Origin of the sequence: Pseudochrobactrum lubricantis (genome assembly GCF_041929865.1) — a bacterium.
Taxonomy (GTDB): Bacteria; Pseudomonadota; Alphaproteobacteria; order Rhizobiales; family Rhizobiaceae; genus Pseudochrobactrum; species Pseudochrobactrum saccharolyticum.
Map to the genome: position 1 here is coordinate 133,761 of NZ_JBHEEE010000001.1, position 16,001 is coordinate 149,761.

The 16,001-nt window shown below is 51.8% G+C and carries 10 protein-coding genes and 1 tRNA gene; 6 read left to right on the forward strand and 5 right to left on the reverse strand.

All coding sequences use genetic code 11. The annotated features are described in order from the left end of the window. The first annotated feature begins 460 nt into the window (after positions 1-460). Positions 461-1,381, forward strand: coding sequence for a TSUP family transporter (locus JNC80_RS00605; RefSeq protein ID WP_075654347.1), 921 nt, complete (start codon positions 461-463; stop codon positions 1,379-1,381). 1 nt (position 1,382) lies between these two features. After that, a complete protein-coding gene (locus JNC80_RS00610; RefSeq protein WP_075654346.1) occupies positions 1,383-2,237 on the forward strand; it encodes a TIGR02186 family protein in 855 nt (284 codons plus the stop codon). Between the two features lie 105 nt (positions 2,238-2,342). On the opposite strand, the gene pdeM is transcribed toward JNC80_RS00610, so the two are convergent. From pdeM to JNC80_RS00625, 3 genes are all read right to left on the reverse strand, one after another. After that, positions 2,343-3,053, reverse strand: coding sequence for a ligase-associated DNA damage response endonuclease PdeM (gene pdeM, locus JNC80_RS00615; RefSeq protein WP_376709169.1), 711 nt, complete (start codon positions 3,051-3,053; stop codon positions 2,343-2,345). Next, positions 3,050-5,578 carry a ligase-associated DNA damage response DEXH box helicase gene (locus JNC80_RS00620; protein ID WP_376709170.1) on the reverse strand — a complete coding sequence of 843 codons (2,529 nt, stop codon included), beginning with the start codon at positions 5,576-5,578 and terminating at the stop codon, positions 3,050-3,052. The genes pdeM and JNC80_RS00620 overlap by 4 nt, the downstream gene beginning before the upstream one ends. A gap of 105 nt (positions 5,579-5,683) precedes the next feature. Continuing rightward, on the reverse strand, positions 5,684-6,652 hold the full coding sequence (locus tag JNC80_RS00625; RefSeq protein ID WP_376709171.1) for a methyltransferase: 969 nt from the start codon (positions 6,650-6,652) through the stop codon (positions 5,684-5,686). 194 nt (positions 6,653-6,846) lie between these two features. Between JNC80_RS00625 and JNC80_RS00630 the strand changes: the two genes are divergently transcribed. Together JNC80_RS00630 and JNC80_RS00635 are read left to right on the forward strand one after the other, a co-directional pair. Next, the gene (locus tag JNC80_RS00630; RefSeq protein WP_376709172.1) at positions 6,847-7,863 is read left to right on the forward strand and encodes a ligase-associated DNA damage response exonuclease; all 1,017 of its coding nucleotides are present in this window, start codon (positions 6,847-6,849) and stop codon (positions 7,861-7,863) included. Next, a complete protein-coding gene (locus JNC80_RS00635; protein ID WP_376709173.1) occupies positions 7,860-9,494 on the forward strand; it encodes a cisplatin damage response ATP-dependent DNA ligase in 1,635 nt (544 codons plus the stop codon). The genes JNC80_RS00630 and JNC80_RS00635 overlap by 4 nt, the downstream gene beginning before the upstream one ends. Here the strand turns inward: JNC80_RS00635 and JNC80_RS00640 are convergent, their stop codons facing one another. Next, positions 9,495-10,511: a hypothetical protein gene (locus JNC80_RS00640; protein WP_022711086.1), complete on the reverse strand. Its 1,017-nt coding sequence runs from the start codon at positions 10,509-10,511 to the stop codon at positions 9,495-9,497. 397 nt (positions 10,512-10,908) lie between these two features. On the opposite strand from JNC80_RS00640, the gene JNC80_RS00645 reads away from it, so the two are divergent. Continuing rightward, the gene (locus JNC80_RS00645; protein ID WP_376709174.1) at positions 10,909-11,874 is read left to right on the forward strand and encodes an NAD(P)H-dependent flavin oxidoreductase; all 966 of its coding nucleotides are present in this window, start codon (positions 10,909-10,911) and stop codon (positions 11,872-11,874) included. A gap of 221 nt (positions 11,875-12,095) precedes the next feature. Continuing rightward, positions 12,096-12,171, forward strand: a tRNA-Thr gene (locus JNC80_RS00650). 278 nt (positions 12,172-12,449) lie between these two features. Here JNC80_RS00650 and JNC80_RS00655 read toward each other — a convergent pair. Beyond that, a complete protein-coding gene (locus tag JNC80_RS00655; RefSeq protein ID WP_376709175.1) occupies positions 12,450-15,947 on the reverse strand; it encodes a TonB-dependent receptor domain-containing protein in 3,498 nt (1,165 codons plus the stop codon). Positions 15,948-16,001: the final 54 nt, after the last annotated feature.

The following is a 16,001-nucleotide window of genomic DNA, read 5'->3' on the forward strand; positions in this document are numbered from 1 at the left end:
ACAAGAAATCATACCCCTTTGCCGTGCTGGCAGAGGGGTATTTTTATGGCCGTTGCGTATAAAATTGCGGCCTAACTGCAACACCTGCCGCACACAATCTCTAGTGACCATTCAGGCTGACGGTTTCGCATCATCTTATGCACAGTGATGGTTTGACTTGGCGCGGCCAAAGGCGCAGAAAATTAACAGTTTTTTGCGACGATGGGTGTGTTGCATTCAAAAAGCACGCAAAAAACGACATCAGCATATGTATTTTCAGGTTTAACGCCGCAAATGGCGGTTAAACTCAGAATTCTGTCAGGTCACGAAGAATAACCGCCCGCCGCCATCGAAAAGCTGCAAAGTCTGACGATAGGCCGGGTATTATTTTCGGGAGAACTCTGCGGGGAGCTTAGCTGTACACCGGATAAAGGGATACAGATTTCAATCTCCGGCAGTGTCATAATAATGGTAGTGGGTCGTGGGTATTTATCTGCCAATAGCAGAAATTTCAGTCAACATGCTGGTTCTTCTCGGCATGGGGGCGGCTGTCGGCTTTTTGTCAGGTCTGTTCGGCGTTGGCGGCGGATTTCTGATTACTCCTCTGCTGATCTTCTACAATATACCGCCCGCTATTGCTGTTGCCACTGGCGCTAATCAGGTTATCGCCTCCTCCGTTTCCGGCGCGCTTACGCATTTCAAACGCCGGACGCTGGATTTCAAGCTTGGCATATTGCTGGTGATCGGCGGTCTTGTCGGTTCTCTGATCGGTATTTACATATTTTCGCTGTTGCGTGATCTCGGTCAGCTCGATCTGATTATCTCCCTGCTTTATGTGGTCTTTCTCGGCTCTGTCGGCGGTCTGATGGCCGTTGAAAGCTGGCGCACCCTGCGCCGCAACAAAGACGGCAAAGCACCGGATGTCCGCCGCTCGGGGCAACATAACTGGATTCACCGTATGCCGTTCAAGGCGCGTTTCCGCGCCTCGATGATCTATGTCAGTATTATTCCGGTACTGGCCATCGGTTTTTGTATCGGCCTGCTCTCATCCGTTATGGGTGTCGGCGGCGGTTTTATCATGGTTCCGGCGCTGATTTATCTGCTGCGCGTTCCGACCAATGTGGTTGTTGGTACATCGCTGTTTCAGATCACTTTTGTGACCGCATTCACAACGGTGATGCAGGCAACCAATAACCATACTGTTGATATTGTACTGGCCTTTTTGCTGATGGTCGGCGGCGTGATCGGCGCGCAATATGGCGCAAGAGCAGGACGCAAATTGCGCGGTGAACAATTGCGTATGCTGCTGGCATTGCTGGTTCTGGCCGTTGCTCTGCGATTGGCTTTCGGCCTGTTCATTCAGCCGGATAATCTTTTCTCCATCGGCTTTGCGGATGAGTAAGATGAAACAGATCATCCGCAAAAGCTTACTCGCAACCGTTTTGCTCACCGCACTGATACCGCTCCAGAGCGGTAATGCCGCGACACGGATAAAAGAGCGCGGACAGGAAATGGCTGCGGTCACCAATCTGCAGGACCCGCAGCAATTGCCGGAAACAATTGAGATCGGCCTTTCGACAGAAACGATTGCCATTGCCTCCAATTTCAGCGGCACCAATCTGACGATTTTCGGTGCGCTGGACAATGCTGATCCGCTGATCCGTAGGCAAGGACGTTACGATATTATCGTGGTGCTGGAAGGCCCGCAGCGTAATCTCGTCGTTCGTGAAAAATCACGTTATCTCGGTGTCTGGGTCAATGCGGATTCAGAAACATTCACATCTGTGCCGCTTTCCTATTCTCTGGCATCCACGCGACCGCTGCAGGATATTACCGACGAGAAAACCTATCGCCAGCTTTCGCTCGGCGTCAATTATTTCGCGCTGAACCCTGAATATGGCACGCTGACAGATCCGAATGCTATGCGCTTCGGGCAGGAGTTGCGCGATCTGAAATCCCGTCAGGGACTTTACAGCCAGAAAGTCGGCTCGGTCGAATTTGTTTCGCAAACCTTGTTCCGCGCAACACTGGCGCTTTCAACCAATGTGCCGGTCGGGCGGCATAAAGCCCGTGCGCTGCTGTTCCGCCATGGCGTGTTCATCGGGGAAGCCAATACCCACCTCAATATTGTCAAAGCCGGTCTCGAACAGCAGATTTTTGAGGCGGCGCATCAATATAGCCTTGCCTATGGTTTGTTTGCTGTTTTTCTCGCCGGTCTCACAGGCTGGCTCGGACAATTGTTGTTCCGTAAAGACTAGAGCATTTCACAGTCAAGTTGGATCAACTTGACGGCAGTGATAATGCGACCAAATAAAGAATTTAGAGCGAGCGCTATGATCCAATCTGGGCGTAAACCGCTCTAATTAGTCAGGTCGTAAAAAACGCGGATGTACAGTGAATATCCGCGTTTCACTGCGCAAATGCACGTCAAAACCACTCACATCAAACAGCCCGCGGAATGCCTTATCCAGCACATTAAGGCTACCCGTATAGGCACCAAATGCCGGCATGATCAGGCGGCACCCATTATTGACAAAACAAGAGCGCCGTACACTGCGCCCCTGCCGGATAATCTTTGCAGCGGGGTGCAAATGACCTGCCACCTCACCGGCATTGTCACCCGCAAGCGGCTCGTGCCTGAAGATCAGACCGCCAAGCCTGAATTGCGCCATGCTCTCCCCTTCAAGCCCCGCCGGATGCACCGGATCGTGATTGCCTTCAATCCATAACCATTGGCGGCTTTTCATCATTTGGCGAAGCAAACCGGATGCCTCATCCGCCAGTCGCGATGCTCCCTGACAATCGTGAAAACTGTCTCCGAGACTGATGACACATGTCGGCTGATAATCATCAATGATGGTCTTGAGCAGCTCTAATGTGACCAGCGTATCATAGGGCGGCAGCATCATGCCGCGCTTAGCAAAAAACGACCCTTTTTCCAGATGCAGATCAGACACCACCAGCGTCCGGTATGACGGCAGGTATAATGCCCCGCGCGGATCAAGATGACACAGCGTATCATTGATGAGAATATCCGCGCCGCCCTGATGCGCCTGCTTAATCACACTTGTCAATTTTCCAGTGCCTCACGGGTCATGTCTTCCAGCAAATCGTCATCTGTTCCGGCAACCCGTTCTTTGCCGATTTCCAGCATCACAGGCAATGCCAAAGGCGAAATATGCGGCAGGTTACGATGAACAATGTGATCGCGTACACGCTGCAACATTGTTCCGAGACGGGCAATGTCCAGCAGCCCCGCTGCTGCCTCTGCCCGTGTAGCCTGCAGTAAAATGTGATCCGGCTCGTGGCTGCGCAACACATCATAGATCAGATCGGTGGAAATCGTCAGCTGCCTGCCGGTCTTTTCCTTACCCGGATGACGCCGTTCAATCATGCCGGAAATCAACGCACAATTGCGGAAAGTGCGTTTTAGCAAATAGCTTTCATCCAGCCATGCTTCCAGATCATCCCCGAGCATATCCTGATCGAACAATGCGTCCAGCGATAATTCACCATCTTCCATCATCGCGTTCAGATCACGCGCCGCCCACAGCCCCAGCGAATAATCCGTTGCCACAAATCCCAGCGGCCGTGCACCTGCCCGATCCAGCCGTCGCGTCAGCAACATCCCCAATGTCTGATGCGCCAGCCTGCCTTCAAACGGATAGCACACCATATAAAACCGGTTCTGGCGCGGAAAAGTTTCGACCAGCAGTTCATTCTGTGCCGGTAACAGAGAGCGGTCACGCTGCAATTGCAGCCAGTCACGCACCTGATCCGGCAATTGCTGCCAGCTCTTATCATCCGCCAGCATCGCACGGACTTCCGAGGCCAGATAGGTTGAGAGCGGAAATTTCCCGCCCGCATAGACCGGCACTTTCGCATCCTCGCCGGAGGCCTGCGACACCAGACATTCATTGTCGCGGATACCTTCAAATCGCACAGTCTGACCTGCAAAAAAGAACGTATCGCCTTGTGTCAGCGTTTCGAGAAAATACTCTTCGATACGCCCTAATATCCGCCCTCCGCGCATGGAGCTGGCGGCGCTTCCTGCAAGTTTGCGCCCCTTACGGATCATGCGGATATTCAGTTCCGGTGCTTCAACAATCGTACCGATATTGAGGCGATATTGCTGGGCAACTTTGCCATTGCTGACACGCCAGCGCCCGTCCGGCATCGGGCGGATTTTTGCAAACCGCTCATAGACACGCAGCGCATAGCCACCGGTTGCCACAAAATCCAGCACACGGTCAAACTGATGACGGGATAAATGCCGATAGGGTGCTGCCGAGCATATTTCCGCGTAGAGCACATCCGCATGAAACGGTTCGGCACAGGCCATGCCGAGTATATGCTGCGCCAGCACATCCAGAGCCCCGTCGGCCAGAGGCGGTGTATCCTGCACCCCTTCCACATTGGCCACCAGCGCCGCATTGCATTCCAGCACTTCAAAACGGTTTGCAGGCACCAGAACCGCACGGCTTGGCTCATCCATACGATGATTGGAGCGCCCGATACGCTGTGCCAGTCTACTGGCACCTTTCGGCGCACCAATATGGATAACCAGATCGACATCACCCCAGTCGATCCCCAGATCAAGGGTCGAGGTCGCCACAACTGCACGCAGAGCATTGCGGGACATTGCCTCCTCCACACGACGGCGCTGTGTGGCATCCAGCGAACCGTGATGCAGGCCAATGGGCAAGGTCAGCTCATTGATACGCCAGAGCTCCTGAAAAATCCGCTCGGCCTGCGATCTGGTATTCACGAAAATCAATGTCGTGCGGAATTGCCGGATCAGTTCATAGACATCGCCGAGTGCATAGCCGGCACTGTGACCGGCCCATGGTATCCGCTCACCGGATTGTAATATGCTGATCTCCGGCTTTGCTCCGCCCTGCACAGTAACCAGTCCGGCCAGTGCAGGAGTATCGCCCTGCGCAACCAGCCAGCGACGCAGATCATCCGGCTCTGCCACTGTTGCCGACAGGCCGATTGTCTGTATCTGCGGTGCAAGATTGCGCAGCCGTGCCAGCCCCAGTGCCAGCAACTGCCCGCGTTTTGAAGTAACCAGCGCATGCAGCTCATCAAAAATTACAAAACGCAAATCCGCAAAGAAATCTGCCGCATCTTTGCCCGCCAGTAACAGAGCCAGTTGCTCCGGTGTGGTGAGCAATATATCCGGCGGTGCCAGTTTCTGCCGCTGCCTTTTATGGGCAGGCGTATCCCCTGTGCGGGTTTCAATAGTTACCGGCAGCACCATTTCCGCAACCGGCTTCGCCAGATTGCGCTCAATATCAACGGCCAGCGCTTTGAGCGGCGAAATATAAAGCGTGTGAATACCGGAACGGCGCGGCTGATTACGCACACCGCTCTGTGCACGCAATGTCAGATCAGTCAGTGCAGGCAAAAAACCGGCCAGCGTTTTACCGGCTCCTGTAGGTGCAATCAGCAATGTGGACTGCCCCGCCAGACTGCGCTCCAGCAATTCACGCTGGTGTTGGCGCAGCTGCCAGCCCTTATCCGCAAACCACTGTGCAAAGACAGCGGGCAGAACATCTTGACCGGAAGATTTATCGGCAGCGGATATTGGTTTCACAGGGTGAATGTAGGGTGCATCCCGACAGGTGTGAAGTCCCGTTTGTGCTTAAAGCGTCATGGATTGATCTCTGTTCAGACAACAGAAAACCGAAACTGTACCGGCTCAGCATTTTTGGGCAAGAAAGACATAACCATCGAGATATTCTCCGCGATCAAGACGCAGAGCAATGCGCTGATAATCCAGCAATTCAAAACGACTGACTTGTAATAAATTTTCGATATAGCGGGCAGAATGGGTAAAACGCAAAGACGGCTGCAAAATCATATCATCACATGAACCGTCTGAACTCTGCGCTTCAGACCGGTCATGTGTTTCCACCGAGAAGGCAAACACCCCTCCTCTCCGTAAACATTCCGCTGCCAGAGCAAAAGCGCGCTCCAGCTGGCCGATATAAATAAACACATCGGCAGCAAGGATCATATCCGGTTGTGGCAGGGCCTCATCGACCAGATCCGTCTTGCGGCACTGATTTACATCTGTCTTAATCAGCCTTGTATAGATCTGCTTCTCATCCGCCTTTTTCAGCATGGCTTCTGAGAGATCCGCACCGCTCAGCAAACCGCTGCGCTGATGGATTTCCTCTCCCATCAGACCGGTGCCGCAGCCCAGATCCAGTACATGCTGATAGCTGCGCTCCGGAAAATGTCTGGTAATCAGTTCCGCCAGTTTTTGCGGCCCGCAATATTGCAGCTTATCGACCAGAGATTCCTCGAAATCCGGTGCATAGGCATCAAACAGTGCCTCAATATAGGCAGGCGGTGCTGCATCCGGCGTTTCGCCAAGACCGCATTGTGCCAGCTTCAGTCCCGCGCCAAAACGGTCTTCAGGATCAAGCTTCAGCAGCTGTCGCCAGAGAGCCACAGCTTCATCTGTTTCGCCCGCATTTTCATGCATTTCGCTGAGCATAAACAGACCCGCAGGCCATTGCCGGAATTGGGATGTCAGATAATCAAGCGATTGGCGCATCAGGTCGGCTGCTGCGGAATGGTCTCCCGCCTCAGACATCATGACCGCATAATGAGCACGGTGATCCGCTATCAGATCACCGGAAGAGAAAAATGCCCGCGCCATTCTTACCGCATTTGTTGCAGAGCACGCGATATGCAGTGATGCGGGGCATTTGACAAGATATTTTTTTTGCAACCCGAACGGATTTCACACAGCCAAAACAGGTTCAATTTTAGTGCTCACGGCAAACAGTCTGCCGCATTGATCCGCACCGGCTATGGTCTTGTTTAAAGCTGCATCCGGCCTATGTTATTTCCATGCGTCCCGAAGAGCTGCTGCACCCTGCCCCTGAGGGGCTCTATTGTCCGGCCGGTGATTTCTATATCGATCCGGTGCGACCGGTTGACCGCGCGCTGATTACCCATGGCCATGCCGATCATGCCCGTGCAGGCAGTAATCATGTGCTGGCTACAAACCAGACGCTGGATATTATGCGCATCCGGTTTGGCGAGCATTATGCGCGCACCAGTCAGATCGCTGATTACGGAAAATCGCTCAGTATCAACGGTGTTACGGTCACCTTTTATCCAGCGGGCCATGTATTAGGTTCCGCACAGATTGCGGTGGAATATCAAGGAACCAGAATTGTCGCCTCCGGCGATTATAAACGTGTTGCGGACAAAACCTGCACACCCTTTGAACCCGTGGCCTGCGATGTCTTCATTACCGAGGCTACTTTCGGTCTGCCGGTTTTCCGGCATCCGCAACCAAGCGATGAAATTGCCAAGCTGCTGCAATCCTTACAGCTTTTGCCCGAGCGCAGCCATATTGTCGGCGCCTATGCGCTTGGCAAGGCACAGCGGGTCATCAGCCTGCTGCGTCAAGCCGGCTATGATGCCCCCATCTATCTGCATGGTGCCTTGGAGAAGCTTTGCCAATATTACCAGTCTCAGGGTGTTGCCCTCGGAGAACTCCGTCCTGCAACTTCAGAAACAGTACATCAAAAAACAGATTTCGCGGGCAGCCTGATTATTGCCCCGCCCGCTGCAATGGCTGACCGCTGGTCAAGACGGTTTCCTGATCCTGTCAGCTGTTATGCCTCCGGCTGGATGCGTATCCGCCAGAGAGCCAAACAATCCGGCATTGAATTGCCACTGATCCTTTCCGACCATTGCGACTGGGATGAGCTGACCGATACAATCACGGAACTCTCCCCTTCGCAAGTTTGGGTGACACACGGGCGCGAGGAAGCTCTTGTACGCTGGTGCACTCTCAACTCCATTGCAGCGAAACCATTGCATCTCGTCGGCTATGAAGATGAGGCAGATATATGAAAGCCTTTGCCGCATTGCTCGACAGGCTGGTGCTCACGCCGCGCCGCAATGAAAAGCTGCTATTGCTGACTGAGTATTTCCGCGCGCAACCTGATCCTGACCGCGGCTACGCACTAGCCGCGCTGGCAGGCACACTTGAGTTAAACAGCGTAAAGCCCGCACTGTTGCGTGCACTGACCATGACACGCGTCGATGGTGAATTATTCGCCTATTCCTATGATTATGTCGGCGATCTCGCGGAGACGATTTCTCTGATCTGGCCTGCAGCCGATAATGTGCAGCTGGTCAATGACTTGTCCCTCGGCACGATTATCACAACACTCCAGCAAACATCGCGCAATGCCGCGCCGCAACTGGTTGAGACTTTGCTGGATGCGCTTGATGTCTCTGAGCGATACGCTCTTTTGAAACTCGTCACCGGCGGCTTACGGATCGGTGTTTCCGCAAGGCTGGCAAAGCAGGCACTTGCGGATTTCGGTCAGGTTGAACCCAGCGAGATTGAGGAATTGTGGCACGGGCTGACCCCGCCCTATCTCAGTCTGTTCAGCTGGCTCGACGGCAGCAGCAGCAAACCGGAAAATGATAATCCGGCACCGTTCCGTCCCGTCATGCTGGCAACACCGCTGGATGAGGTTGAAACAGAGAAACTCACACCGGAGGATTTTGCGGCAGAATGGAAATGGGATGGTATCCGCGTACAGGCCGTCAGTGAAAACGGGGTCAAAAAGCTTTATTCCCGCAGCGGTGATGATATTACCCATGCCTTTCCCGATATTGTCTCAGCCATCCGTTTTGAAGGCGCTCTCGACGGAGAGTTGCTGATCCGTCATGCAGACGGCAAAACAGAGCCAGCCTCTTTCAATGCCTTGCAGCAAAGGCTGAATCGTAAAACCGTCACTGCCCGTCAATTGCAGGATTATCCTGCCTTCATCCGTGTCTATGATCTGCTGCATCGCGGCAACCGTCTCACCGGATCGGATTTGCGCAATCTGCCTTTTGCGCAAAGAAGGCAGCATCTGGAAGACTTTATCAAAGAGCTTGATCCGTCTTATTTTGATCTTTCGCCACTGCTCACTTTTCAGACATTTGCCGAGTTGCGGCACCTGCGCAACCACCCGCCTCATGCCGTGATTGAAGGGCTGATGCTCAAACGTACGGACAGCGTTTACAGTGCAGGGCGACCAAAAGGCCCGTGGTTCAAATGGAAACGCGATCCCTATATTATCGACGCGGTTCTCATTTACGCCCAGCGCGGTCATGGCAAGCGTTCAAGCTATTATTCCGATTTTACATTTGCAGTCTGGTCTGATGCCAGTGAACAGGCACAGTTACTCCCCGTCGGCAAAGCCTATTCCGGCTTTTCCGATGAGGAAATGAAACAGCTCGACCGTTTTGTACGGGAGAATACAATTCAGCGTTTCGGGCCTGTACGGGCTGTCAGGGCAGACCGGCAGCACGGGCTTGTTGTAGAGGTTGCCTTTGAAGGATTGAACCGCTCCACTCGCCATAAATCAGGACTGGCTATGCGCTTTCCGCGCATTTCCAGACTGCGCTGGGACAAACCACCTGCAGAGGCTGACATCATACAAAATCTGATGCAGCTGCTGCCGGATAATGCTCCGGTCAATTGATTATTCTACGGTTTTAACCCGGATTGTATAAATATCGACGCTTTTGCCGGTGCCGTTAATATCACTGGTCAGGACAAGACGACCGGAACTGTTTGCCGACGATACTTCAGGAACCGGAAGATCAAACAGCAGACTGCTTTGCTGGTCGGTCACATCATAGCGCTTGCGTCCGCAATCGCCCAGAGAGCCCAGATCGCAGCTGACAGACATTTGCACGGTTCCGCCGTCGTCGCTCCGCACCATGACTTCAAATGTCGCCTGCTTGCCTTCAAGCTGATCCAGCACACCCTGACCAATGTCAAAACTGGCCGTATCTGTTGCAGTCGGCGATTTAATACGGACATAACGGGCATTACCGGAACCGCCGATTTCAGCGGTAGCTTTTCCCTGAACAGAAATACGATCCGGCTGTGCAGGAGTAAAAATCGTCACCCAGTCTTTGCTGTCAGCCTCATTACCCTGCATCGCAGGACCGGCATTGCCGGATTGCGAAAGCGGTGCGTTTCCTACCGGCCCGATGGTGACAAAACTATTATAGAGCGACCAGCCGATCAAACCGGCAGTCACCAAAAATGCCAATGGCAGCGCCAGAGAGAAAATACGGGATTTTTTGCGTTTTTTAGGTTTTGCAGGTTGGCTGAGCCCCTGTTCATAACCCAGATCAGGCTCGGCCTCCGCTTTGCTTTTACGCTTACGGGAGCCCTTACCCTCAGAGCGTACATCACTATGATCAAGATCAGGAACGCCCAATCCGCCATCATATTGCGGCGCAGGAGCAAGCATTTCCTCATCAGAAACACGGTTCGCATTCGCACGCATTTCCTGTTCGATATGGGAAATTGCGGCCTTCAGCTTCTCGCGCCGCTCAGCACGTTGCGGGTCTGAAAGCTGGGCATTCGCGGCCATAGCGCGTTCATGCGCGCTCCAGACGGATTCATAAATCCGCTGGCGCATAGCCGGATCAGACGAATCCGCTTTGGTCAAAGCGTTGCGTATTGCACTTTCGATGCCCTGCAAAATTGTCCCTTCCTACTACCGGCTTGATGCGCTGTTACTCTTATTGATGCACGAATAAGCAGACCAACGCATTAACTTATTTTTAAGTCTTATGAAATCCTAACTATCACGGGGATATAAAAAGATTATATACGATCTTAACATATTGTTCCACAAAGACTATTTGTGCAAAAAACCTCTATTTCCGAAATATGCCGCACCAGCGCATCTTTAGTAAAATTGCCGGCATGGCATAAACATGTTCATTCTGCATATTTCACAGTAAATATTACATATAAGTCAACCGCCAAGCTTCACTGAACTAAAATGATGCGGTTTTTTATATTTTGCCTTTGACATCCTGCAATCCTTACCAGCAATATACCGTTTACGTTTACGTCAATTACGGGACTGCGACATGGCTCTACCGGATATTCTCAAAAACAATCTGCGCTTACCGGCAATCGGTGCACCGCTTTTCATCATCGCCAATCCTGCACTGGTTATGGCGCAGTGCAAAAGCGGCATTGTCGGTGCATTTCCCGCGCTGAATGCACGCACCGCCACACAGCTGGATGAGTGGCTGGCAGAGATTACCGAAGGGCTTCAGCAATATAATCAGGAGAATCCTGACCGGCCCGCCGCCCCTTTTGCCGTCAACCAGATTGTGCACCGCTCCAATCTGCGTTTGCAGCAGGATCTGGAATTATGTGTCAAATATAAGGTTCCGGTTGTTATTTCCTCTCTCGGCGCAGTGCCGGAAGTGAATGCTGCAATTCACTCCTATGGCGGAGTTGTTCTGCATGATGTTATCAATAACCGCCATGCCAATTCAGCCATCCGCAAAGGCGCGGACGGCCTGATTGCTGTCGCCGCAGGTGCCGGCGGCCATGCGGGAACACTGTCCCCTTTCGCGCTGATTGCTGAAATCCGCGAATGGTTTGATGGTCCTGTCGCCCTGTCCGGCGCTATTTCCAGCGGGCGTGCCATTCTCGCAGCACAGGCAATGGGCGCGGATCTTTCTTATATCGGCTCGCCTTTTATTGCGACCAAAGAAGCCAATGCCGTTGATGCCTATAAGGACATGATCGTGCAATCCAGCGCGAAAGATATTGTCTATTCCAATTATTTTACCGGCATTCACGGAAACTATTTGCGCCCGTCCATTGAAGCCGCAGGAATGGATCCGGATCACTTACCGGAGGCTGATCCGAGCAAAATGGACTTCCATAAAGCCACCACCGGCGCTAAAGCCTGGAAAGATATCTGGGGTTGCGGTCAGGGGATCAGCGCAGTCAAAGAAGTGCTGCCCGCCGGAGAGTTGGTGGAACGCTGGATTGAGCAATATAAAAAGGCAAAATCCGCGCTTTGCCAAGCTCAATAAGATCGTCAATTCGCTTCAGAAAACAGTACTATAGCTGAGATTTACTCCCTGATAAAATAAACAATCTTGTTCATTTTATCAGGGAGTTTTAAACTTCGAGAATGGCATAACGGAAACCGCTTCTTTTTGCTTTTGCGCCTTGCAATCAGAATGAGATTTCGCTATCACGCGCCCGAACAGACTGCATAAAATTATTGCATTCTGTGCGGGAGCATCTCCCTGCCGCTTTAGCTCAGTTGGTAGAGCACATCATTCGTAATGATGGGGTCACGTGTTCGAGTCACGTAAGCGGCACCATAAAATTAATAGCTTGCCTTATATTTCAATATTCTAAAACTAGCCCAGTAATCAGGGATTATCCGTGATTGTTAGGGGCACTAATAAACTGCCTTACAGAAATGCCCGAAACTGTTCGGGCAAATCAAGCCAGCTCTTATAGCCACAAAAACCCGAATTATGTTCAGATGCAGGTTAAAGGAACTGTGCCATCTTCGAACGCAAAGCACTTCACCGTCAAGTGGTTCAACTTGACGGTGAAATGCCCCAATACATCAATCTCTCTGAAAGTAGAGTGATTAGAAACGATAGTTCAAGCCCACTTTGATGCTGTGGTTTTGTAATTTATTTTCAGCTTTACGACCGTCGATTTTTGCGCCCGTACCACTTGAACTGACATTATGAAATCCGTTGAAACCTGGCGGGCATGCTGCAGGCCTGTTAACCCGACCGCATCGAATACGCTCATCATAGGGGGCAACGACACCTGAAGCTGCACCGTCGAAATTGAATGTTTTGGAACTAAATCTTGTGTAGTTATAATCAGCCTTTATCGACCATTTATCACTCAAAGCATATTCCATACCAGCGCCGAGTGTGAACCCGAGACGGGTTACCTCTTCCTGTTCAGAATAATTGAATTTCGTTCCTGTTCCACCCAACATAGACGATGTTGCACCGGTTGAAATATATTGATCCCGCGTCTGCACTTCATTCATCAGTGCTATTCCGCCCGTACCGTAAACAAACATCCTGTTGAAGGCGTAGCCAAATTTTGCCTTGGCAGAAGCCGCGACATCATACTGATAGTCCTGCACTGACTGGATGGTGCCATCCTTATAATCTGCGGATTCAGTTGAATAGGTTGTTTGATTGCCTGAAAAGGTTGGCTTTGAAATATCTGCTTCAAAGCCTGCAACAAAGCCGTTTGAAAACTGGTGATTATAACCTGCCTGCAATCCAAAGGACGCACCGGAGAGATCGAGTGCGGCCGATTCATTGGCGGCATAGGCATTGGATGTGCCATTCAGGGCTGTTGTTGTGCCGCTGAGTTTCGACCAGTCCGTGCCAATATTCGCCCCGACAAAGAAGCCCGTCCAGTCCGTGGTCATAGTTTCTGTTTCGCTTGTTGAGGTCAAGCCTGAGAACAGTGATCCGTCGCCACTATATGCCCCCTCAAGGGATGGCTTGATTGTGAGGTCAAACCGGAAAGTGCGTCCGGGCGCAGGCATCAGCGAGGCACTCAGCGCATCCATATAGTAGCGGTCAGTAACATTATCGACCGAGAAACGCATATGTACGTTTTCGTTCGGCTCATAGGTTGCATAGACATCAAGCAACACATAGGGATTCCAGCTGCCGGGGCGGATATTCGTTAAACCGGTTTCAACTGTACCATCACCGAGACCTTTCACCATACGCTTTCCGACATAGGTCATACGTCCGCCAAGGGTCAGTTTGTCGTCCAGAAAACGCCCCCCTAAATGAATGGCCACAGTATCCTTTGGCGGCACTTGCTGAACAGCAAAACTATTATAGATGCCTCCCGGCGCACAGGTTGAATGGCGTGCAGACATTACCCCTTCTGGTGCACAGAACATGACATGGGTATAATGGTTCCAGGCAAGTCCTCCGAAATACTGGCCAGTGTCATATTCTCCGGACACTTCGAAACCACGCATATCAGCATAGTCGAGATTGATGCGTCTCAGCCCACCGGTGCCTTCTGCCCGGGTGATGTAATCCTTGACGTGGTTGTCGAAATAAGCGGCATGTAGCCTGAGCTTATCGCCAGCCAAGAAAGCATCATCCGCCATGTAATTCATACCCAGTTCTACAGTGCGATTGCGCTCCGGACGGATAGGATTTTCATCAGGCTGTACTGTAAAGGACAGGCTGGTGAGGGATTCAAAAATGCTTGGCGATCGCAGAACACTGCCAGCCTTGGCATAGAGTTGCAGATTATCAACCGGCTCAATTTTGATAGTGCCAAGCGGCGACCAACCCGATGCTTCAGTCTCCAACGGTGAACCGAATATCAGATCACCGGCATTTGAGAGCTTTGGTGCACGATCAAAGGAATGAAAACGGGAGTAACGCAAACTTGGCGAAAGTGTCAGCCAATCAAGAGGCTGCCAGTCCATTGTGGCAAAACCGCTCCATTCCTCGCGATTGCCCATTCGTGGTGCGGGCGTAGTGCCAGCTGTACCGGCTGATGCAAATTCGTAGCCGCTCGGCAGGCCTACATTCTCTCTGGTGAAAGATGTGCCATAGTTCAATGAAAAATCACCAAGGCTTGTTGCGAACAAAGACGTATTGGAAAGCGTCGCACCCCAGCGTGTCTGGCCTGTATAATAATCAACGAGCCCGATCGGGTAGCCTGATGAATACAAAGATGAATTGATACGCAAATCCATTTTTGTGAGAAATGTATCAAGCCGTACATCAAAGAGGTCACTATCATCAGGCTTCCAGCCATAGCGGCCTGTATAAGTGTCCAGATCAATTTTATTAAGAAAGCCCTGATATGGCACACCGCCAAACAGAGATAATTGGGTTGGCATAATCTCGCCGTATTCGCTGAGATATTTGGTATAGCCAAGCTCCAGCGAATGTCCGCCATCCCAGCGAAAATTCCCTTTTAACATCCAGGATGTATTATCTGTCGATGTATTCAGCACTTCTTCGCCAGGGCGGAATTTGCTGAGGTCGGCATCATATCCATGTGTGCCCGCGTGGTAATTTCCGGTTTTACGTCGGGCATAGGCTGCGACTATATCGAAATTCTCGGATGTTTTTGCAATGGCAACGCTGCCATTACCTGATGTCGGGACAAATGCGCCGGGGCGATCCAAACCAGTATCATTATTGCTGCCTTGTCCCGCAGGCGTGCCGAGAGCAGGAACTGCCGAACTATTGGAAACAAAGCCTCCTTTGAGATGTGCACCAAAAGTCTCACCGGGCAGAAGAATATCCTCCGCCTTGATTGTGCTGATGCGTACCACACCACCCGTTGCGCCGGTGGCATCTGCACCGTTGCTTGGCCCTTTTTCAATAGCCATGCCACCAATGAAATCAGGATCAATATAAGAGCGTGATTGCGATCCGTTATAACCGCGATACACAGACACTTCCTGCGAAGCGCCATCCACGATGACCGGTACGCGCCCTTGCCCCTGCATACCGCGGATATTGACATCAACTCCGCCGGAGTTGCGCGATTCTCCGTTCAGAACGCCCGGAATGCCGGAAAAAATATCCCCCGGTGATGTGCCACGCCGTGCTTCGATCTCATCAGCGGATATATAGGCGCTTGATCCTGGCGTTTGATATGGTGCGTCCGCAGCGCTTATACCGGTTCCGCCCGAAATTGTAATTGTATCAAGGAGAACAGTACCTTCATCGACAGCGCCGAGACGATTACCGGACGTTTGAGCCGGATTGATTATCAGTGCGGTTGAAGCGCCGCTGAACCGATAGGTCAGATTTGTTCCTTCAAGAAGTTGCCCCAGCCCGCTGGCCGCTGAATATGTGCCCTGCAAGGTGTTTGAGCGGATGTTTGATGGTAACGCTCCGTCAAAGGCAACATCTACACCGGTGACCGCAGAAAAACGGACTAAGGCCTGTGCCAATGGTTGTGGAGGAATGGAGAAACTGTAAGGTGTTGTCGCCTGAGCAAAAGCATCTTTCGCCCCATATGGTACCAATGCAAGATATAATGCCGATGCAAGCAGTGTGGTTTTGAAGACCTGCTGGATTTTCGAGCCGGATCCGGTTCGTGTTACTATTGCCAGCATAAACGTCTCCTTCAAAAGATTTCGGCCATGTTAAAAGGCGCCTCTATCTATAAG

Excerpts from the sequence above, each read along its gene's own strand:
- JNC80_RS00610 (WP_075654346.1), top strand. The coding sequence starts at position 1,383 with ATGAAACAGATCATCCGCAAAAGCTTACTCGCAACCGTTTTGCTCACC.
- JNC80_RS00625 (WP_376709171.1), bottom strand. The coding sequence starts at position 6,652 with ATGGCGCGGGCATTTTTCTCTTCCGGTGATCTGATAGCGGATCACCGT.
- JNC80_RS00630 (WP_376709172.1), top strand. The coding sequence starts at position 6,847 with ATGCGTCCCGAAGAGCTGCTGCACCCTGCCCCTGAGGGGCTCTATTGT.
- JNC80_RS00635 (WP_376709173.1), top strand. The coding sequence starts at position 7,860 with ATGAAAGCCTTTGCCGCATTGCTCGACAGGCTGGTGCTCACGCCGCGC.
- JNC80_RS00645 (WP_376709174.1), top strand. The coding sequence starts at position 10,909 with ATGGCTCTACCGGATATTCTCAAAAACAATCTGCGCTTACCGGCAATC.
- JNC80_RS00655 (WP_376709175.1), bottom strand. The coding sequence starts at position 15,947 with ATGCTGGCAATAGTAACACGAACCGGATCCGGCTCGAAAATCCAGCAG.